This window comes from Methylomonas lenta (genome assembly GCF_001644015.1).
In the GTDB taxonomy this organism is placed as follows: Bacteria; Pseudomonadota; Gammaproteobacteria; order Methylococcales; family Methylomonadaceae; genus Methylomonas; species Methylomonas lenta.
The window spans coordinates 67,848-86,748 of sequence record NZ_LUUI01000127.1; the positions used below are offsets into that span (position 1 = coordinate 67,848).

Annotated in this window: 18 protein-coding genes and 1 pseudogene; 10 read left to right on the forward strand and 9 right to left on the reverse strand. The window is 46.7% G+C overall.

What is annotated here, in order from left to right:
- Positions 1–81: 81 nt before the first annotated feature.
- The 4 genes from A1359_RS15655 to mnmG are packed head-to-tail and all read right to left on the reverse strand — an operon-like array spanning position 82 to position 4,190.
- Complete coding sequence (locus A1359_RS15655; RefSeq protein ID WP_066985144.1) at positions 82–930, reverse strand: ParB/RepB/Spo0J family partition protein; 849 nt, start codon at positions 928–930, stop codon at positions 82–84.
- A complete protein-coding gene (locus A1359_RS15660) occupies positions 930–1,703 on the reverse strand; it encodes a ParA family protein (RefSeq protein WP_066985147.1) in 774 nt (257 codons plus the stop codon). Before A1359_RS15660 ends, A1359_RS15655 begins: the two co-directional genes overlap by 1 nt.
- A complete protein-coding gene (rsmG, locus tag A1359_RS15665) occupies positions 1,696–2,322 on the reverse strand; it encodes a 16S rRNA (guanine(527)-N(7))-methyltransferase RsmG (protein WP_066985151.1) in 627 nt (208 codons plus the stop codon). Before rsmG ends, A1359_RS15660 begins: the two co-directional genes overlap by 8 nt.
- Positions 2,322–4,190, reverse strand: coding sequence for a tRNA uridine-5-carboxymethylaminomethyl(34) synthesis enzyme MnmG (gene mnmG / locus A1359_RS15670; RefSeq protein ID WP_066985282.1), 1,869 nt, complete (start codon positions 4,188–4,190; stop codon positions 2,322–2,324). The genes rsmG and mnmG overlap by 1 nt, the downstream gene beginning before the upstream one ends.
- A gap of 68 nt (positions 4,191–4,258) precedes the next feature.
- Between mnmG and A1359_RS15675 the strand changes: the two genes are divergently transcribed.
- Genes A1359_RS15675 through A1359_RS15685 form a run of 3 tightly spaced genes read left to right on the forward strand, consistent with a single transcriptional unit; the run spans position 4,259 to position 7,547 of the window.
- Positions 4,259–4,510: a DUF7230 family protein gene (locus tag A1359_RS15675; RefSeq protein WP_232322277.1), complete on the forward strand. Its 252-nt coding sequence runs from the start codon at positions 4,259–4,261 to the stop codon at positions 4,508–4,510.
- A gap of 26 nt (positions 4,511–4,536) precedes the next feature.
- Complete coding sequence (gene ribA / locus A1359_RS15680) at positions 4,537–5,145, forward strand: GTP cyclohydrolase II (RefSeq protein ID WP_066985154.1); 609 nt, start codon at positions 4,537–4,539, stop codon at positions 5,143–5,145.
- An 8-nt stretch (positions 5,146–5,153) separates the two neighbouring features.
- The gene (locus A1359_RS15685; RefSeq protein ID WP_066985157.1) at positions 5,154–7,547 is read left to right on the forward strand and encodes a Lon protease family protein; all 2,394 of its coding nucleotides are present in this window, start codon (positions 5,154–5,156) and stop codon (positions 7,545–7,547) included.
- 90 nt (positions 7,548–7,637) lie between these two features.
- Here the strand turns inward: A1359_RS15685 and A1359_RS23255 are convergent, their stop codons facing one another.
- Positions 7,638–7,778 carry a hypothetical protein gene (locus A1359_RS23255; protein WP_157200572.1) on the reverse strand — a complete coding sequence of 47 codons (141 nt, stop codon included), beginning with the start codon at positions 7,776–7,778 and terminating at the stop codon, positions 7,638–7,640.
- A gap of 201 nt (positions 7,779–7,979) precedes the next feature.
- On the opposite strand from A1359_RS23255, the gene A1359_RS15695 reads away from it, so the two are divergent.
- A complete protein-coding gene (locus A1359_RS15695; protein WP_066985163.1) occupies positions 7,980–8,957 on the forward strand; it encodes an ABC transporter ATP-binding protein in 978 nt (325 codons plus the stop codon).
- Complete coding sequence (locus A1359_RS15700; protein ID WP_066985167.1) at positions 8,954–9,715, forward strand: ABC transporter permease; 762 nt, start codon at positions 8,954–8,956, stop codon at positions 9,713–9,715. Before A1359_RS15695 ends, A1359_RS15700 begins: the two co-directional genes overlap by 4 nt.
- Positions 9,716–9,967: 252 nt before the next feature.
- Here A1359_RS15700 and A1359_RS15705 read toward each other — a convergent pair whose 3' ends face one another.
- The 3 genes and pseudogenes from A1359_RS15705 to A1359_RS15715 form a co-directional block, all read right to left on the reverse strand.
- Positions 9,968–12,070 (reverse strand): ORC-CDC6 family AAA ATPase, encoded by a 2,103-nt coding sequence (locus A1359_RS15705; protein WP_066985170.1) that lies wholly within the window; start codon positions 12,068–12,070, stop codon positions 9,968–9,970.
- 129 nt (positions 12,071–12,199) lie between these two features.
- Positions 12,200–12,736: pseudogene (locus A1359_RS15710) on the reverse strand (REP-associated tyrosine transposase).
- A gap of 54 nt (positions 12,737–12,790) precedes the next feature.
- Positions 12,791–13,201, reverse strand: coding sequence for a hypothetical protein (locus tag A1359_RS15715; protein ID WP_066985173.1), 411 nt, complete (start codon positions 13,199–13,201; stop codon positions 12,791–12,793).
- Between the two features lie 368 nt (positions 13,202–13,569).
- Here A1359_RS15715 and A1359_RS15720 point away from each other — a divergent pair, with 368 nt between their 5' ends.
- Positions 13,570–14,322, forward strand: a complete 753-nt coding sequence (locus A1359_RS15720) for a DUF5765 domain-containing protein (protein ID WP_066985176.1) — start codon at positions 13,570–13,572, stop codon at positions 14,320–14,322.
- A gap of 3 nt (positions 14,323–14,325) precedes the next feature.
- The gene (locus A1359_RS15725) at positions 14,326–14,997 is read left to right on the forward strand and encodes an NAD(P)H-dependent oxidoreductase (protein WP_066985181.1); all 672 of its coding nucleotides are present in this window, start codon (positions 14,326–14,328) and stop codon (positions 14,995–14,997) included.
- A gap of 1 nt (position 14,998) precedes the next feature.
- On the opposite strand, the gene A1359_RS15730 is transcribed toward A1359_RS15725, so the two are convergent.
- Positions 14,999–15,565: a C40 family peptidase gene (locus A1359_RS15730; protein ID WP_066985184.1), complete on the reverse strand. Its 567-nt coding sequence runs from the start codon at positions 15,563–15,565 to the stop codon at positions 14,999–15,001.
- 225 nt (positions 15,566–15,790) lie between these two features.
- Here A1359_RS15730 and A1359_RS15735 point away from each other — a divergent pair, with 225 nt between their 5' ends.
- The 3 genes from A1359_RS15735 to A1359_RS15745 are packed head-to-tail and all read left to right on the forward strand — an operon-like array spanning position 15,791 to position 18,897.
- On the forward strand, positions 15,791–16,801 hold the full coding sequence (locus A1359_RS15735; RefSeq protein WP_066985188.1) for a Gfo/Idh/MocA family protein: 1,011 nt from the start codon (positions 15,791–15,793) through the stop codon (positions 16,799–16,801).
- A gap of 26 nt (positions 16,802–16,827) precedes the next feature.
- Positions 16,828–18,639, forward strand: a complete 1,812-nt coding sequence (locus tag A1359_RS15740; RefSeq protein WP_066985191.1) for an intermembrane phospholipid transport protein YdbH family protein — start codon at positions 16,828–16,830, stop codon at positions 18,637–18,639.
- 60 nt (positions 18,640–18,699) lie between these two features.
- Entirely contained in the window at positions 18,700–18,897 is a 198-nt protein-coding gene (locus A1359_RS15745) for a YnbE family lipoprotein (RefSeq protein ID WP_066985194.1), read from the forward strand.
- Positions 18,898–18,901: the final 4 nt, after the last annotated feature.

Here is an 18,901-nt window from a genome sequence, read left to right on the forward strand (position 1 = left end):
TTATTAATTAAAACACTTGTAGCAAGCATTACAAAGCCAAACAATTTAGCGACATCAAACGACAAAACACACAGACCACTACTAATTAATCTTCTTAATAATGCCTTCTAACTCTTCCAGACTCGTGTAACTAAACACCAACTTGCCTTTACCGTTGCCCTGATGATTGATTTCGACTTTTGCCCCGGTTTTTTCGCTTAATTCACGCTGCAACCGCAAGGTATCCGGATCAATTTTTTTAATCACGGCTGATTTTTCTTCGTTTTGCTCTCGAACCAACTTTTCGACAGCGCGAACGCTGAGATTTTGCTTGATGGCTTTATGAGCGATCTCGATTTGCTTGGCCTCTTCCAATCCAAGCAACGCGCGAGCATGCCCCATTTCCAGTTGACCACGACTCATCATGGTCTTTACCTCATTTGCCAAATCCAACAGTCGCAATAGATTAGTGATGGTAGTGCGTGATTTGCCAACTGATTCTGCGATCTGTTGATGAGTTAATTCAAATTCGTCCAGCAATCGATGCAGCGCTTCCGCTTCTTCCAGCGCATTTAAATCTTCCCGTTGAATATTTTCGATCAATGCGACGGCCATTACCGCTTTATCATCAATATCCTTGACCAGCACGGGCACTTCGATCAAACCAGCCAACTGAGCAGCACGCCAGCGCCGCTCGCCGGCGATGATTTCGTATTTATCCGGGGCTATCTTGCGCACGATAATAGGCTGAATAATGCCTTGGGCAGCAATTGAATCAGATAACTCTTTCAGCTTTTCCGGGTCCATGTCTTTGCGAGGCTGGTATTTACCTCGCTGCATAAATTCTATCGGCAAAGTTTGTACCTCATGAGTTTTTTCCTGCGCAGGCTTAGAAACCTCTCCCAGCAACTCACTTAACCCACGGCCTAATCCACGTTTTTTCTGTATCATTATTTTGCTGCTTTTGCTTTTCTGATCATTTCACCGGCCAAAGCAATATAAGCCACTGCGCCGCGTGATGATTTGTCATATGTCATGACCGGCACACCATGGCTGGGTGCCTCGGCCAAGCGAATATTGCGTGGAATGGTGGTACGGAACACTTTATCGCCGAAATATTCGATCAACTGATCCGACACATCCTTACCCAAGCGACTGCGATTATCCACCATGGTCCTTAATATACCCTCTAAAACCAAACCCGGATTTACCGTATCGCGGATGTTTCGCAAAGTGGACATCAACGATGACAAGCCTTCCAGCGCGTAATATTCGCACTGCATAGGAATCAAAACACTATTCGCAGCGACCATCGCATTCAATGTCAACATGTTCAACGAAGGCGGACAGTCGATTAATATGTAATCGTACTGCTCCTTGATGGGCAATAACGCATCCGCCAAACGCCGCTCCCGGTGCTGCACACTCATTAACTGCACCTCGGCCGCGGTGAGATCGGCATTACCGGGAATCAAGTCAAAACCCAGCAGCTTATTTTTAATAATAACTTCCGAAATAGGCACTTCTTCCAGTAGCAATTCGCAACTGGAATATTCAATTTCATCTTTATTGACACCACAACCCATGGCTGCATTACCTTGTGGATCCAGGTCAACCAACAACACTTTCCGCTTAGTGGCTGCAAAAGCCGCCGAAAGATTAACGCTGGTTGTGGTTTTACCTACACCACCTTTTTGATTGGTTATCGCGATAATCTTAGCCATGTTGAGCTTTCTCCAAACGAATTAAACAGCGCTCAGCATCAATGCCTGGCACCACGAGGGGTACAACAGTGTAATCCGAACTTAATGCTTGCAATTCCTCTGCCGGCATTTGACCTTTCATTGCCAACAACAGACCATCGTCAGCCAATAAATGCCCGGTTAAGTTAAGAATATCGCCCATACTGGCAAATGCGCGACAGATCACCGTCGAAAATAACGTTTGCGGCTTCAATAGCTCCACTCGGCTATGTACTACATCCAGGTTTTTTAAGCGCAATTCCAAAGCCGCTTGCTGTACAAAGCGGGTTTTCTTGGAATTGGAATCGACTAAAGTGAAATGACATTCCGGCATACAGATTGCCAGCGGTATGCCCGGCAAACCGGCACCGGTACCAATATCGGCCACTCGTGGTGACTTGATATGCGGCAAAATGGCTAGACTATCGAGTAAATGCAGACTGACCATTTCCAGCGGATCACGCACTGCGGTCAGATTATAAGCTTTGTTCCATTTTTCAATCAGCTTGATAAAACTTAGTAGCATTTCCAGCTGAACATCATCAACCGGCAGATTTAAAGCAACAAGGCCTTGCTGCAGTTTAACGCGACAACTATCCATCAAGCACTTTTCTTTTTAAGATGCACCAACAGCAGAGAAATTGCCGCCGGCGTGATGCCAGGAATGCGTGAAGCCTGTCCCAACGTTTCCGGGCGCTGCTTTTTCAGTTTTTCGCTGACTTCATTCGACAAACCTGATACCAAGCTGTAATCGACATTATTTGGCAACTTGAGATGCTCGTAACGCTGAGTGCGATTGATTTCAGTTTGCTGCCTGTCGATATATCCTGCGTATTTGGCCTGTATCGCCACCTGTTCAGCCACCTGCTCATCAACTTCGGTTTCATCGCTAAAACGCAATAGATTGTCGACATCCACTTCCGGACGCCGCAGCATTTCCATCAAACTGGCTTCCTTCAACAGTTTTTTACCCCACAACTGCTCAGCCAGTGCCGCTTCATCGGTTTCCGCTCTAATCCATTTTTTGGCTAGTTTGCCTTGCAAGTTATCGATCGCTTCGCGTTTTTCTTCATAACGCTGCCAACGCGCGTCATCCACCAGACCCATCGCCCGACCTTGTTCCGTTAAGCGCAAATCAGCATTGTCTTCACGCAATTGCAAACGGTATTCGGCTCGACTGGTGAACATACGGTAAGGTTCGGCGGTACCTTGAGTAATTAAATCGTCGATCATCACACCGATATAGGCTTCGTCACGACCCGGACACCAACTTTCTAAATCTTGCGCCAACCGTGCGGCGTTTAATCCGGCGATCAAACCTTGCGCGGCTGCTTCCTCGTAACCGGTCGTACCATTGATCTGACCTGCAAAAAACAAGGCTTGCATATGCTTGGTTTCTAGCGATGTTTTCAAGTCGCGCGGATCGAAAAAATCGTACTCGATGGCATAGCCGGGGCGAATAATTTCAGCCTTTTCAAAACCAAGCATGCTACGAATGAAGCGGTATTGCACATCAAATGGCAAACTGGTTGATATGCCATTGGGATAGACTTCGTTTGTCGTTAAACCTTCCGGCTCAACAAAAATTTGATGCGAATCACGCTCGGCAAAACGCACGACCTTATCTTCGATAGAGGGACAATAGCGCGGCCCCACACCTTCAATGATACCGGAGTACATCGGCGATCTATCCAAATTAGCCCGAATAATGTCGTGGGTTTCGCTATTGGTACGCGTAATATGACAGCAAATTTGCCGCGGATGCTGCTCGCGCTTACCCATAAAGGAAAACACCGGCAGCGGCGTGTCACCTTGCTGTTCTTGTAATTTGCTATAGTCGATAGTGCGACCGTCAATACGTGGCGGAGTACCCGTTTTCAAGCGGTCAATGCGAAACGGTAACTCCCGTAAACGTTCCGCTAAGGCAACCGATGCAGCGTCACCGGCGCGGCCACCACTATAATTTTCCAGACCAATATGAATGCGGCCAGCCAAAAAAGTACCGGCAGTCAACACAACGGCTTTGGCATTAAATTCCAGCCCCATTTGGGTTTTAACCCCAACAACCCGCTCACCTTCAACCAGTAAATCCGACACGGTTTGTTGGAACAAAGCCAAATTTTCTTGGTTTTCCAAGGCAGTCCGTACCGCCTGCTTATATAGCATGCGATCCGCCTGAGCACGCGTCGCGCGCACTGCAGGACCTTTGCTGGCATTTAAAATGCGAAATTGTATGCCGCCTTTATCAATCGCTTTCGCCATGATGCCGCCCAAGGCATCGATCTCTTTAACCAGATGACCTTTACCAATACCACCGATAGCTGGATTGCAACTCATTTGACCTAAAGTTTCGATGTTTTGCGTCAATAACAAGGTTTGCGCACCGGTTCGCGCCGCGGCTAAGGCCGCCTCAGTGCCAGCATGACCGCCACCTACTACAATCACATCAAAGTCTTTCTGGAATTTCACAGGCAATCTATGTTCAAATAAACGGTTCGGGATAATTTGCTATTTTAATAGCTTATGGAGAAAAAAGCATGAGAAAACAAAACAAAGCCAAGGGCCTGGATAACTTAGCCCTAAAAAACCCGGTGGCAAAATTCGCCCACCACTTCAATAAAGCGCTGGTTTTTGCCGATAAACGCAAATATCAACGTAAAGCTAAACATTCAGGCCTTGAGCCTTTCTCAATCGTTTCGGACGTGATGATTGAGAAAGGCTCTCGGCAACCGCTCCCTGCGTTGCCCTACCTCCTGCATCCATGCAGTCGTAGGCTTTTTCCAATTTAAGCCGCGCACTAAGGATTTCAATTTCTGTGAAAGCAACGATAGAAGATAAAGTACAAACCCGAATCCCCACCAAACACGGTGATTTCACCCTCCACTACTATAGCAACAGCCTGGACAATAAAGAACACGTGGCTTTTGTGAAAGGCGAAGTCGCTGGCAAAGATCACGTACCGGTGCGCATTCATTCCGAATGCTTTACCGGCGACGTACTTGGTTCACGCCGCTGCGATTGTGGCGAACAATTGGACATGGCGCTGGATTTGATCAATCAATCTGGTTGTGGCGTATTGATTTATATGCGCCAGGAAGGCCGCGGTATTGGTTTGCTAAAAAAACTGCAAGCTTACAATCTGCAAGACCAAGGCCTCGATACCGTCGATGCCAACATCAAATTGGGCCATCTGGCCGACGAGCGCGAATACGATATTGCAGCTTTGATTTTGAATAGTTTACAAGTGCATTCGATTGCTTTGATCACCAACAATCCGCAAAAAATCGATGAAATGACCAAACTGGGTATCCAGGTTAACGATCGCATCCCCATCGAAACGCATATACATCTCGACAACCTCGGTTACTTAACAACCAAAGTAGAGCGCATGCGTCATCTACTGAAAATGCCGGATAAAAAATAAATACCCCTATGCTGGAACATTTAAAACTGCCGCCTTCAGCCCTAAAGCTTGCTATCGATCTTTGCGAACTGACCTCAGCCCAAGCCTCGAGACATCAAGGCATAGTCGGCCAGTCGCGCGCCCAATCTGCCTTAGCATTTGGCGTGGACATGAAATCACCCGGCTATAACATTTTCGTGATGGGCGAACCCGGCACCGGTCGCTTAACTATGGTTAGCCATTACCTGGCAACTTATGCCGAGCAACAAGAGTCGCCATTATCGTATGCCTATGTCGATAATTTCGACAACCCACGAGAACCGGTGGCTATCGAACTACCATCAGGTGAAGGGCACAATTTCAGCAAAGAGATTGAAAAGCTGATTGACAATATTCTGGCCACATTTCCAGCCGCATTCGAAAGCCCCAGTTATCAGCAGAAAAAAACGGCAATCGAGCGTCGCTTCAACCAACAATATAACGCCGCCATCGATCTGGTTGACGGCAAATCACGCGAGATGAGCGTAGCGCTTTACCGTGACAGCGACACTATAACTTTTCTGCCGATTCGCAACGACAAGGCGCTGGACGAAGATCAATTCACCTTGCTGCCGCAGGCTGAGCGAGAGGCCTTTCATAAACACACAGAAGAGCTGGAAGAATATTTAGGTAATGTACTGCTGGAATTACCGCAATGGCGCCGCACCTTGGTGGAAGAATTGCGCCAACTGGATAATGACACCATCAAACAAGCCCTGGGACCTTTGTTTACCGACCTCAACGAGCAGTACCAAAACGTTGACGATGTGATTACTTATCTGGCGGAAGTCGAGAAAAACCTCAGCAATACCATCACGGATTTTCTGATGCCTAGCCGCAGCCAGGAAAGTCGCGAAAGTATCGCTAAACGTCTAGTGTTGACTGAGCAATACCTGCCCAACATTCTGCTCGACTGCAAGCATGACGCCAATGGCGCGCCCGTAATTTACGAACCGCATCCGATTTATCAAAATCTGTTCGGCCGCATTGAGTATGTCAGCGATCAAGGCACCCTGGTTACCAATTATCGCCGCATCTGCCCCGGCTCCTTGCACCGCGCCAATGGTGGCTACCTGATACTGGACGCCGAAAAAATCCTTACCTACCCCTTTGTCTGGGAAGGCTTGAAACGCGCACTACAAGCAGGCCGCATCGAAATAGAATCGCCATACTCCGAACTGGGCATCAACACCATCACCCTCAAACCGGAAGTCATACCGCTTAACGTCAAAGTGATTCTGGTTGGCTCACGCGATATTTACTATCTATTGGAAGAAATGGATAGCGAATTTAACGAGATGTTTCGGGTACTGGCCGATTTTGACGACCAGATTAAACGTACCCCGGATCATATCGCTCAATTCACCCAACTGATGATCATGCATACACGTGACGCTGGCGCCAAGCCACTCACCGATGCTGCATTACTGCGCTTGATTGAACACAGCTGCCGGCTGGCTGAAAACCAGAATCGATTGTCGGCACACGTCAACAACTGCCTGGAAATCATTGCAGAAGCCAATTTGCTGGCCAGCCAAACTGGCGCCACCAACATTGACAAAACTGAAATCGAGCTAGCCCTGTCCGCCCGCGAACAACGCAACGGCCGCATCGCCGAAGCAATTTTAGAAGAAATGCTGGAGGGCACCATCCTGATCGACACCGACGGCGAGGCTATCGGCAAAGTCAACGGCCTGACTGTTATGGACATAGGCGGCAGCAGCTTTGGCGCGCCAGCCCGGATCACGACCACTGTGCACCCCGGCTCACGAGGCATAGTCGATATCGAACGGGAAGTGGAGCTGGGTCAGCCGATACATTCCAAAGGCGTGATGATTTTGAGCGGCTATCTCGGACACTGCTACGCCCAGCAATTTCCGCTGGCTATTTCCGCCAGTATTGCCATGGAACAATCCTATGGCCATATCGATGGTGACAGCGCCTCGCTGGCCGAGTTGTGCTGCCTGATTTCAGCACTGACCCGGCTACCCATCAAACAAGGTTTCGCAATGACAGGCTCTATCAACCAATATGGTGAAGTACAGGCCATAGGTGGGGTCAACGAAAAAATTGAAGGCTTTTTTAGTTTATGTAAAGCGCGTGGCTTAACCGGCCAACAAGCCGTCATCATACCCAGCTCCAACAAACCGAATTTAATGCTGAATCAACAGGTCATCGATGCGGTGGAGCAGGGGCTGTTCACTATCTACTCCGTATCAAATGTCGACGAAGCGCTCAGCCTATTGATGAATCATGAAGCCGGCAGCATGAATGCCGAAGGTCAATATCCTGAAAACAGCATCAACTTCAAAGCCGTGGCTCGTTTAAAAGAAATTTCCGACATGTCCGCGGATGACGATAAATCATCCGAAGAAGATATCTAAGACATCCGGAAACACACACAATCCCGTAAGCTATCCGGCTTAGCGGGATTTTTATACTAAGCGAAAATACAGCGACATGAAGTAAACTTTTCAGCCACCGTTTTTACTAAAAAGTGACTGTACATGGCCTTTAGAAAAACTAAGCGCCATCACTTCCGCAGCACCCAATCGACTGAAAATGGCCAAAAAGCCAGACGAAACCAAAGTGCCAATGGCAAATGTCCAGGCCAAAGCAGGCGTAGGGTGTGGTGAGTTTACGAACCGCACCAATCGCGAACGATGCGGTGCACGTTGTTTACCGCATCCTACGGCCCTGGCGTCGCCATTCAAGCTGAGGATAATCTTGCCTGCAAACCCGCAGTCATGTAACGATTGTCCTGCAAATTCGACAATAAAAGTCTACCCAAACGCTACTATGTATCATATTCAGCCATGAACACACTGCCCACGGCAAGCCTGTCCGCCGATAATGTCGCCCCCATTATGTCCGTGCGTGGGGTTAACAAGACTTACGCCGGCGGTTTCCAGGCGTTGAAAAATATCAACCTGGACATCCGACGAGGTGAAATTTTCGCCTTGCTCGGCCCCAACGGCGCCGGCAAGACCACCCTGATCAGCATCATCTGCGGCATTGTCAATGCCAGTTCCGGCGCCATCATCGCCGATGGTCACGACATCGTCCGTGATTACCGCAAGGCGAGGGCCACTATTGGCTTGGTCCCGCAGGAATTACATACCGATGCCTTTGAGTCGGTGTGGGCCACGGTCACATTCAGCCGCGGCTTATTCGGCAAACCGCCCAATCCGGCTTACCTGGAAAAAGTGCTGCGTGATCTGTCCTTGTGGGACAAGCGCAAACAGAAAATCATGGCACTCTCAGGTGGCATGAAACGGCGAGTACTGATCGCCAAGGCGCTGGCGCATGAGCCGGCGATACTATTCCTCGATGAACCTAGTGCCGGCGTGGATGTGGAGTTGCGCCGCGACATGTGGCGCATGGTTCGCGAACTGCGCGCGCAAGGCACTACCATCATTCTGACCACGCATTACATCGAAGAAGCTGAAGAAATGGCCGACCGAATTGGTGTCATCAGCAAAGGCGAGTTGATCCTGGTGGAAGGTAAACAGGCGTTGATGCGCAAGCTCGGCAAAAAGCAACTGACACTGACGCTGCGCCAACCCATGACCGGCATCCCGGCCAACCTGAACGCCTGGTCGTTGGAACTGGCCGACAATGGTCAGGCACTGGTGTATAGCTTTGATACCCAGAAAGAAGAAACCGGTATAGCCGAGTTAATGCGCGCCCTGGCCGAACAAGACATCGAATTCAAAGATTTGCGTTCCAGAGAGAGCTCATTGGAAGATATTTTTGTCAGCCTGGTGCACCGACCAAAGGAGACAGCGGCATGAACTTTTACGGTATTCGGGCGATTTATCGTTTTGAAATGGCCCGCACCTTTCGCACCCTATTGGAAAGCGTCGCCGCTCCAGTATTGACTACCTCGCTGTATTTTATTGTGTTTGGCAAAGCCATTGGTTCGCGGATGGGCGATATCGACAGTATCGGTTATGGCGCTTTCATCATTCCCGGCTTGGTGATGCTGAGTTTACTGAACGAGAGCATCTCCAACGCCTCGTTTGGCATCTACATGCCCAAATGGGCGGGCACTATTTACGAGCTGCTATCGGCCCCGGTGTCCTGGATTGAAGTGCTGATTGGCTATGTCGGGGCGGCGGCGACCAAGTCTGTGCTGTTGGGTTTGCTGATTCTGGCCACCGCGCGCTTTTTCGTACCCTATCAGATAGCGCATCCGCTGTGGATGATGGGCTTTCTGTTACTGACTGCCATAACCTTTAGCTTGTTCGGTTTCATCATTGGCCTATGGGCGGATAGTTTTCAGAAACTACAGGTGATACCGATGTTGATCGTCACCCCGCTGACCTTCCTCGGCGGCGCCTTCTACTCGATCAACATGCTGCCGCCGGTATGGCAGAAAATCTCACTATTCAATCCGGTAGTGTATTTGATCAGCGCCTTTCGCTGGAGCTTCTACGGCGTTGCCGATGTGGATGTGGTCATGAGCATAGGCATGACATGCGGCTTTCTGATCGTCTGCCTGACCTTTGTCTGGTGGGTGTTTAAATCAGGTTACAAGATTAGGCGTTGAGTGGGGTTATTCGCAAAGCCGCATGCTGCAAAAGTAGGGCGTCAATAGGCGCAGATGTATTGCGCCACAAGTTGGCGTTAATCATTCGGCGCATTACACTATCAGTAATGCCCTCAATGCCGACTGGCTGGAAGAATCGAATATATCTCTATTAAGGGCTTCATTGAATATACAAAATCTGCTCCTACCGGCCTTGCTCCATTTACAAAGATTATGGTTTAGTCAGCTATAAAAACCAAACGCCGCTCTTTATTAGTCTGGAACATTTAGATCACTATTTTCATCCTCCGAAAAATACGATTCTTCAGCTAACTTTGTTAGCCCAAAAACTCGGCGACCATTACTGTTCTTGGCACGATTTACTAGCCCTTTATCATGTAGGAATCTACCTCTTTTCCCAACTAACTGATAAGAGCAGTCCAACTCACTTGCAATCTCGACGGCATACATTTCATTCTTTTCAAGATGAAGAGTTTGCAAAATCCCCAACTCTGCTCCGGGTAACAGTAACGATTTATCTATATCTCTAAGCTCTTTCTCATACTTTCTAGATAAATTAACTACTTCACATGTCCCTGTATCACATTCTCGACAACGCATCTTGTTCCATTTTATTGCTTCAAGATCCTCCAGAGCATATTTATATCCACAGCCATTACAAACAATTTCTTGATTACTAGCCATATATTTTTGCAGAAGCGGTGAATAATCAAAAACACGCTCTACAAAGTAGAGCCTAAACTCCCGCTTTCCACTCGGCCTTCCAAAATTAATTGTATATTTTTGACACAAACCGTAATTCAATACATATACAGTTACTTTTCTTCCATCTCTATCACTCATTTCATAGTATTTTGTAAGAAAAAAGTTTAACTCAAGAGTTCTTAAAATAGTTTCAAAAGATACAACCACATGAAAATGACTGGTTGGAGGCCGTCCATCTATTGCATCAAAGACTGCTGAACTATGTTGTCGTAATTCTTTTGCCCTAGTTACTAATATTTCAAGTAGCTCTTTAAGACCATAAATTGAAGACTTCTCACCAAATGATTCATGAAGGAATTTTGACATAGAAAAATAGCTTTCTATTTTCTCTTCATAATATTTTCGTGATGCCTGTTGAATCGCCCTTACACCAATCTTTTTTTCGTATAAGAGATGTGATTCATGACAATAATGCAATAGATATCCAATTATTCTTGGGTTTCCCATCGAAGCGTAAAAAAGTATCCGCCAAATCTCGCCAGAGTCAGTATCGAAATAATCTTCAATTTTTCCAGCCTTGTAAACTTTAATACGAGTCGCTACTAACCTTTTTACAAATTCTATTGCGCTATCTTCCATGCTAGAAACATCAGATGTACCGTATAGCTTATAAATATCTAGATAAACTTCATCTATTTTTGTCTTATCAATCTCACCATAATATATGCGACCAGGATAAGCGGCGACTTTGAATTTAATAAACTCCTCTGACCAGTTGTTAAGAGGAGCTAGTAGCAAGTTAACAACCACCTCCATAGCATCCTCAGGCAACTCAGAAAAATCATCTATTAAAATGTATAGATTTCTCACTCCTAAGGTAGCAAGAACTGCCTTCAACTTTGCAAGCAGTTCTTTCACATTAAACACCTTGATAAGAATATCGGAAAAATTAATTTCAGATGTTGCTTTACCAGCATCTAATTTCTTTCCCTCAACCCTTACCTCTAAATCTGGGTTTGCTAATTTTGCCATTCCTGAAGCTTTGAATTCGTCGGCATATGACGATTCCTCTTGCGACTTTGCATCTAGTTTCTTTACACCTAGTACACTTATAAAAGAATCTTGGCTTATTTCTTCAATAAGCTCGTCTAAATCTTCAAAAAGCTCAGTCAGATTACCTGAGAATACTTCTTTAACAGCTTCCCAGAATGAACTTTGCGTTCTCTTCATGAGTTCGTTTTTTATTTCGCTTACTAAAGCGGCGATGAAAGTCTTAAGTAAAAGTACTCTTTCGATTTCCTTCTTTGGAAGCGATATATCTTGGCTAGCTACTTTTTCAAATAGAGCATTATCAACTTGCGACGACTCATAGATAGTTTTAATATCTATATATGCAGAGGTTTTTTTCTTGTCCTTATTAATCTCGTATTGTAATCTTTGGAAAATTGTTGATTTGCCAGTACCTTTCCTTCCAATAATAAATGTTGTATTAGGCCTTAAAACAGTTTCAAAAATGTAATCATTTGGCAGAGGATCAACATATAGTTTTTTTACTACCTCAGCATCATCATCTTGTCCCGGAAGTTCCGCACGACGATATAGCTTCAATGACTGAACTGCATCATGAAATTTTGTAAGTTTTTCTGCCATAACTAAAAATATTCAATTTGTATGAAGAGGATAACAAGCAATTATATAGTTACCTATATAATTGCTTGAATTAGCACGTGTAGGGCCGTAGGGCGGATAAGCGAAGCGCCATCCGCCGATCAAAAGCCATTAATTTTCCCTTTCGCCCGCTTCGAACGATTCCAAATCCATAACTACCCAATTCGATGAATAAATACCCATTTTGACCAAGCGATGAAAACTTGAATAAGGCCATTCTTTAACCGTTTGTACCCAGCCATGCTTGACCGGATTGTAATGAATGTAATCCATATGGGCGGCATAATCCTTTTCGTCGTTAATCGTGTGCTCCCAAAACCGCCTTTGCCATATCCCTCGCTCGCGTCGGGCTATCCGAACTTGAGAGCGATATTCGGTTTTCGGAATTGCTTTAGTAAACGCCTTTTTAATTGCTCGCCATCGATCAGAATACCGATCATCGTCGGGTGGTAATGTCCAAATCGTATGCATGTGATCGGGTAAAACCACCCAGGCATCAATATGAAACGGCTGTTTTTTCCGAACAATGCGCACAGCTTCTCACAACTCGGCAATATGCCCGATCAGCAATGTCGATTTCCGTTCGAGCAAGTTAACCGTGAAAAAATAGGTTCCGCCCGGAACACGATTACGTCGATAGTTTGGCATGGCATAAGTTTATTTTATTCGGCGGATGACGCAAGCTTATCCACCCTACGCGGGCTATTCACTGATTTCAGAAAAATACACCGTCAAGTCATCCTTTTTTCCATTTGTAAGCCGCTTGAGTACTTTGGCAAGCGGGAAAATCCAGGCTTCACCGTCCAGTAAGCCGATAGCTTGTTGATCATGGTTGATTTGCCATTCGCCCCCCTTGTTCTGGCGATATACCTCGCCTATATAGCTGCCGAGCATTTTACAAACATCTTGCACGTCGTTTTCCGATGGCTCTTTGCGAAACAGTTTTGCTATGAAGCCTTTGGGACGAGTATAAAACAGCCGATTGGCTAGCGCTTCGACTTGCTCCATGCTCTCAACTGTAAAATCAAGTGATATGCGAAAATTGCTTTGGGCGAAATTAACCGCATTGGCGGCGTAGGCAGCCATAATTTCATTCGGACTCGGTTCGGTCATCGGATATTCCTAAAAGGGTAATGAGTTTCTGCAGCGATAACAATGAATTCAGACGGTTTTGATCGACCAGCAAATAATCCACCCATCCGCCAGCCGGACAAACCGAGCTTTTTGATACCGCCCTAGCTTTCCAAAATAACACACTCTTCCCGAAATACTTGCCTTCTGCATATGACCGATGTGCAACTTTATGATCATTAACGATGCACTTTAAGTGGAATCCGCAGACACAAAACCGGCTTAATCGGATGGTTTGTATTAAGCCCAGGAAAACACAGTCAAAGTCCCGGCTTTTTATGGGATAATTCCGCGCTTTTGTGGGCTTATCACCCAGATTAATAATCATAATAATTACAGAGGGTATTGCGATGTGTTGGAGTGGAGAAGCGTCCGGTGTATTAGCCGCCGTGGGGTTAACAACGGCCGTGTATGTGGCTTATAAAGGCGAGTCTAAAGAACTGTGGATTCCGTTAACGTATTTTTCGTTGATGGAGTTATTACAAGCTCTCACTTATGTTTATATCAACTTGTGCGACAACCCCAATAATCAGGTGTTGACCATGCTGGGATATTTACACATTGCCTTCCAGCCATTTTTCGTCAATATGGTGGCAATGTATTTCATCCCGGAAAGCGTTAAATTAAAGATACGCACGACCGTCTACGCCTTATGTTCCATAAGTTCGATAGCGATGTTAATCAAAATGTATCCGTTTGCCTGGGCCGGCGAATGCGTTCAGGGTGTGGAAGGTTTTTGTGGTGCGCAAACCTGTTCAGTTTCCGGCGAGTGGCATATTGCCTGGCAGATGCCGTTGAATGGCTTGATGTCGCAACCCGTCGAATGGTTGTTTGGCTTTAACTGGGGCTTACATGCGTTTTCATATATTTTGGCGGCGTTTTATCTGCCTATTATTTACGGCTCCTGGCGCTTCGTGGGCTTCCATTATTTGATTGGGCCTTGGATTTCCGATGTCACCACGAACGACCCTAATGAATATTGCGCCGTCTGGTGCTTGTTCTCGATTGCCTTGTGCGTATCGGTGATTAAAACCCCCATCAGAAAGTATTTGCACGTTAAAAAATGGCCGTTTTATCAGACTGAAGTGGGCGACAGCTTATAAGCCATGAGTATCAGCAAACAAGCTATCATCGATGCTTTTTTGTTTCGGCATGCCTGCAAGGAGTTTGACGCCGAACGCAGCATAAGCGATGCAGATTTTGAGTTTATTCTGGAAACTGCCCGCTTATCACCCAGCTCGTTCGGCCTGGAGCCTTGGAAATTTCTGGTGGTGCAAAATCCAACTTTGCGGCAAAAAATGTTGCCGCACGTTTGGGGTGGACAGAAACAGCTACCCACCGCCAGCCATGTCATCGTAACGCTAATCCGTAAGACAGGCTTTATGCGCTACGACAGCGAGTATGTACAGAGCTTTATGCGGCAAGTGCAAAAATTCCCGGAAGATGCTGCGTTAGCTCGCACGGCGATTTTAAAAAAATTCCAGGCAGAAGATTTTGCCTTACTGGAATCCGAGCGAGCCATGACAGACTGGGGTGGCAAACAAACCTATCTTGCCCTGGCTAACATGATGACTGCTGCCGCGATGATAGGTATTGATAGCTGCCCGATTGAAGGCTTTGAACAAGCAGGGTTGCAAAAAGTGTTAGCCGCAGAAATGGCTATCGATTTAAATGCCTGGGGCCTGGCTTATTTAGTGGCTTTTGGTTATCGGAAAGCTGCGCCGGCACGCCCTAAAACCCGCCAAGAACAAGCCGCTGTTGTACAGTGGTTTAGATAAACTAGCCCAGACTGCAATAATGTCTGTCAATTGCATCCAGTGACAATGCCTGCGAACGTAATGGGCGACGCACGGCAATAAAGCGTTCCCGCCAATAAGGCTGTTGCAAGCTGGACATCAATACATGTCCGGTGCGAGCGCTGGGAGCATGTACAAATTGGTCGTTACCGACATAAATACCCACATGAGAAAAAGGTCTGTCGGTATTAAAAAACAGTAAATCACCGGGCTGGCGTTGGTCGATGCTGACTTCGGGCAGTTGCTCGGCCAGTGACCTCGCCGTGCGTGGTAGCCTCAAACCCTGTCGGTTATAGACATACACCACCAAGCCACTGCAATCAAAACCCTCTTGCGGTGACTGGCCACCCCAAACATATGGCTGCCCTTGCAGCTGCAAAACATCTTTTACGGCGCGTATATTGCCCAACCCCATCGGTAAGCGCACACTAGGCGGCGTTTTTTCGCTGGTTGCGCAGCCTGACAGTATCAAAGCCAAAAGCAGCATCGGCAAATATAAAATGTGGCGATAAATCAACATCATCGGCGATACTTTAAAAATAACTATCATGACTGATTATAGCCAAATTTCATTTACTTGCTTATTGTTTTTGGGGTTAGCCGTAACCCTGTCCGCAAGACAGTCAGAAAGACTGACATTATTAACCTCACAAATTCAGCTAGGCTATGTAAAACCAATTCCACATCTCATCTTAAACTTGTTTAGGTTTGACTCAGCGTAATCTAGCCTGCAAACTCCAACATCGAGAATTAAAACAACCAGGAGATTACCGCCATGAACCATCAAGCCAAACTACGTTGGGGCATATTGGGTGCCGCGCGCGTCAACGAACGTCTGTTGCCGGCAATTTTGCAGGCACCCAATTCAGAACTGATTGCCATTGCCAGTCGCCGCCCTGGGGCTGCAGCAGAAACCCTGGCTAAATACGCGCCCTGTTATCCAGGTATTCATGCCTATGATGATATGGACGCATTATTGACCAATCCCGATGTGCAAGCTGTTTATCTACCCATGGCCAATGGCGAACATGCTGAATGGGCATTACGCGCCATCGCGCATGGTAAACATGTGTTATGCGAAAAACCCATGGCTTTGACGGTAGCTGACATCGATGCCATAGAAACCGCCGCCCGCCAGCATAAAATCACGGTAATGGAAGGCTTTATGTACCGATTTCATCCGCAACATACCCGCGTTAGAGAGCTTTTAAACTCCGGCGTGATAGGCGACATCCGTTCTGTGCGCGCCAGTTTTTCCTTTATGATGCGTCCTGCCAGAATGTATCGTCTGGCCGATGATGTTAATCACGGCGGTGGCGCCATGTGGGATATTGGTTGTTATGCAATTCATTCGCTACGCATGTTTTTTGATCAACCGCCGTTAGCCGTCACAGCAATGGCCAAATATGTGGAAAGCGGCGCCGATATTTCTACCAGCGGCATTCTGGATTATGGTGACGGGAAATTCGCCCAATTTGATTTTAGTTTTGAACGGGCTCGCCGCTGCGAATACGAAATCGTTGGTACACAGGGTGGGCTAAAATGCCATGTAGTGTGGCAATTGCCAGGCGATGTGCCGGTGATTTCCTGGTGGACGGAAGATGGTCGGCAGGCAGAAGAACGTTTACCGGCATCCAATCATTTTAATTTGGAAATCGAGCACTTTAGCGATTGCATCCTTAATAATAAAGCACCGCAATTGTCCCTGGACGATGCCCGAGAAAATTGCCAGGTAATCGTCGCTGCGCTGGAATCGGCAGCAACTGGTCAGGTGGTGAAGCTATAATTACTTAGCCAGCCTGTTGGCGATTTATGTCCGCAAATCAACCCGCTTCTAAACAGCAAAAAACCCAAGCACGCGGCCAGATATACCGTTTCATTGCAGTTTTTGGTTTGTTTTTGCTGTTGACGGGAGCGGGTGTTTGGTGGCAGCGTGCCGCGATTATGCAATGGAGCTTGCAGCAGATTTTGCCGGCATCAACCCCATCGCTGTCGGTTGCCTGGCTTGGTTTCAAGCAGGCCCAATTGTCGACCCTGCAATTTGATTTGCAGACTCCTTTTGGCTTGCTATCTGTCGATATGGGGGATATTAAAGCCCATTACGATTTAAACGCCGCCAAGCTTGAATCCCTCAATATAAACAAAGCAAATATCAAACTCGCCTATCTGCCAACGGATAAACTTGCTCAAACCGACAAAACCAATTCAACAGTGCCCGTATTACCATTTAGGCAACTAAGCATCGACCATCTCGATCTTGCAGTTGACACGCCTTGGGGGCTAGTCAGTTTTATCGGTCATCTAACAGCAGATTATGCCCCGGAAAAGCCGCAACTGCTGACGCTTGATGATGGCAAGCAATTAATTCAGCTTCAACTCAGCCCTGACTTTCATGAGGCCAAACTGACAGCAACCCAAATCGGCGGCAAAAAGACTTTTGTCCTAAATTTTCAGCAACTGAATCAAAGCCATTCTGAGGCCACGCTGGATGCCGATGCCAGTGCTTTTTTACAGTGGCTGACCAGCAGCAGCTTACTGCCAGCACAGATACGAACTGATTTGGCTGCATCGTCTTTTGCTCAGGCTAATTTTAATATCGCCGCTATGCAGCTGAATTTAACCGCTAAATCAAGCGACAATTTGGAAAATATAAACGGTCGCTTGCTGCTGACGCGTAATCAAGAATATCTAAGCAGTACTGAAATCGCTTTCAACAGCGGCAAAACCCAAATCAAACTGGATGGACATCTGGATTTGGCCGCTGCGGAATTTATAAGTTTAATTAAGTCATGGCTACCTGATGCGGTCAATAGCTGGCAATTTACAGCCGGTAATATCATGGGCACCTATCGAATCAATTGGCAGCCATCTGCACCGTTAAAAAGTGAGGCTTATTTAAAAGCGTATCAGATAGATGTATCAGCCGGACCTGTGTGGATAAATGATGGCTATATCCGTCTGGATATCAAGCATGATATTGCAAATTTATCCTTAGTTTTGGCTGCCGATGTTCCCACAGTTCAATTAGGCAAGGAAACCACAATCCACAATCTGCAAGTAAAAGCCAAGCAGAAAAATCAAATATTAACGCTGGAACGCGCGACATTCCCCATATTTGGTGGCCTACTGGAGATTCTGCCGGATAGCGTGAACATCAATCAGCCGCCCTTTAATTTGACGCTGGGCGTGCGCAAGCTGGATTTGGCGCAATTATTGGATAGCCTAAACTTTCCTGAATTATCGGGCACCGGTACTATCAGCGGTAAGCTGCCATTAAGATTATCCATGGATAGTATTGAAGTACATGGCGGCAGCCTAAATGGTACGCATCCAGGCGTGTTGCGTTATCAAGGCCCGGTCGCGGATGATGAGAACATCGCATTCAAAGCTTTAAGGAATATGTTGTACCATAAGTTGCAAGCCACCTTTAATTACAACCGTACAGGCGGTTATGAACTGGGTTTACGGGTGGAAGGCAAAAACCCGAATGTGTTGTCGGGGTATCCTGTGGCTTTTAATTTAAACTTAAGCGGTCAGCTGCCGGAGCTTTTGCAAAAAGGCATTTTGGCTGGTGATTTTACCCAGCCTATCATGGAGCAGTTCAAAAAAGCCGGCAAACCCTGAATAAAAACCCCAGAATGGGGCTTATCAATCGATGCCGCCTAATGCGGTGCGGAGACAACAATGAAATGGAGCGTAGCAAACGCTGCGGGCATCTTGTGGAGCGCTTACTTCCTGTTAGGGTGCTCACCAACTGTCCGACTGGAAGCACCGGAAAAACCGATAGAAATCACCATGAACGTCAAAATCGAACACGAAATCCGCTTGAAGGTTGAAAAAGACGTGGACGAATTGATTACCAGTAATAAAGACCTGTTTTAAAGGA

Coding starts and splice junctions, on each gene's coding strand:
- A1359_RS15655 (WP_066985144.1), bottom strand. CDS start 930: ATGATACAGAAAAAACGTGGATTAGGCCGTGGGTTAAGTGAGTTGCTG.
- A1359_RS15660 (WP_066985147.1), bottom strand. CDS start 1,703: ATGGCTAAGATTATCGCGATAACCAATCAAAAAGGTGGTGTAGGTAAA.
- rsmG (WP_066985151.1), bottom strand. CDS start 2,322: ATGGATAGTTGTCGCGTTAAACTGCAGCAAGGCCTTGTTGCTTTAAAT.
- A1359_RS15675 (WP_232322277.1), top strand. CDS start 4,259: ATGAGAAAACAAAACAAAGCCAAGGGCCTGGATAACTTAGCCCTAAAA.
- A1359_RS15685 (WP_066985157.1), top strand. CDS start 5,154: ATGCTGGAACATTTAAAACTGCCGCCTTCAGCCCTAAAGCTTGCTATC.
- A1359_RS15695 (WP_066985163.1), top strand. CDS start 7,980: ATGAACACACTGCCCACGGCAAGCCTGTCCGCCGATAATGTCGCCCCC.
- A1359_RS15700 (WP_066985167.1), top strand. CDS start 8,954: ATGAACTTTTACGGTATTCGGGCGATTTATCGTTTTGAAATGGCCCGC.
- A1359_RS15705 (WP_066985170.1), bottom strand. CDS start 12,070: ATGGCAGAAAAACTTACAAAATTTCATGATGCAGTTCAGTCATTGAAG.
- A1359_RS15715 (WP_066985173.1), bottom strand. CDS start 13,201: ATGACCGAACCGAGTCCGAATGAAATTATGGCTGCCTACGCCGCCAAT.
- A1359_RS15720 (WP_066985176.1), top strand. CDS start 13,570: ATGTGTTGGAGTGGAGAAGCGTCCGGTGTATTAGCCGCCGTGGGGTTA.
- A1359_RS15725 (WP_066985181.1), top strand. CDS start 14,326: ATGAGTATCAGCAAACAAGCTATCATCGATGCTTTTTTGTTTCGGCAT.
- A1359_RS15730 (WP_066985184.1), bottom strand. CDS start 15,565: ATGATAGTTATTTTTAAAGTATCGCCGATGATGTTGATTTATCGCCAC.
- A1359_RS15735 (WP_066985188.1), top strand. CDS start 15,791: ATGAACCATCAAGCCAAACTACGTTGGGGCATATTGGGTGCCGCGCGC.
- A1359_RS15740 (WP_066985191.1), top strand. CDS start 16,828: ATGTCCGCAAATCAACCCGCTTCTAAACAGCAAAAAACCCAAGCACGC.
- A1359_RS15745 (WP_066985194.1), top strand. CDS start 18,700: ATGAAATGGAGCGTAGCAAACGCTGCGGGCATCTTGTGGAGCGCTTAC.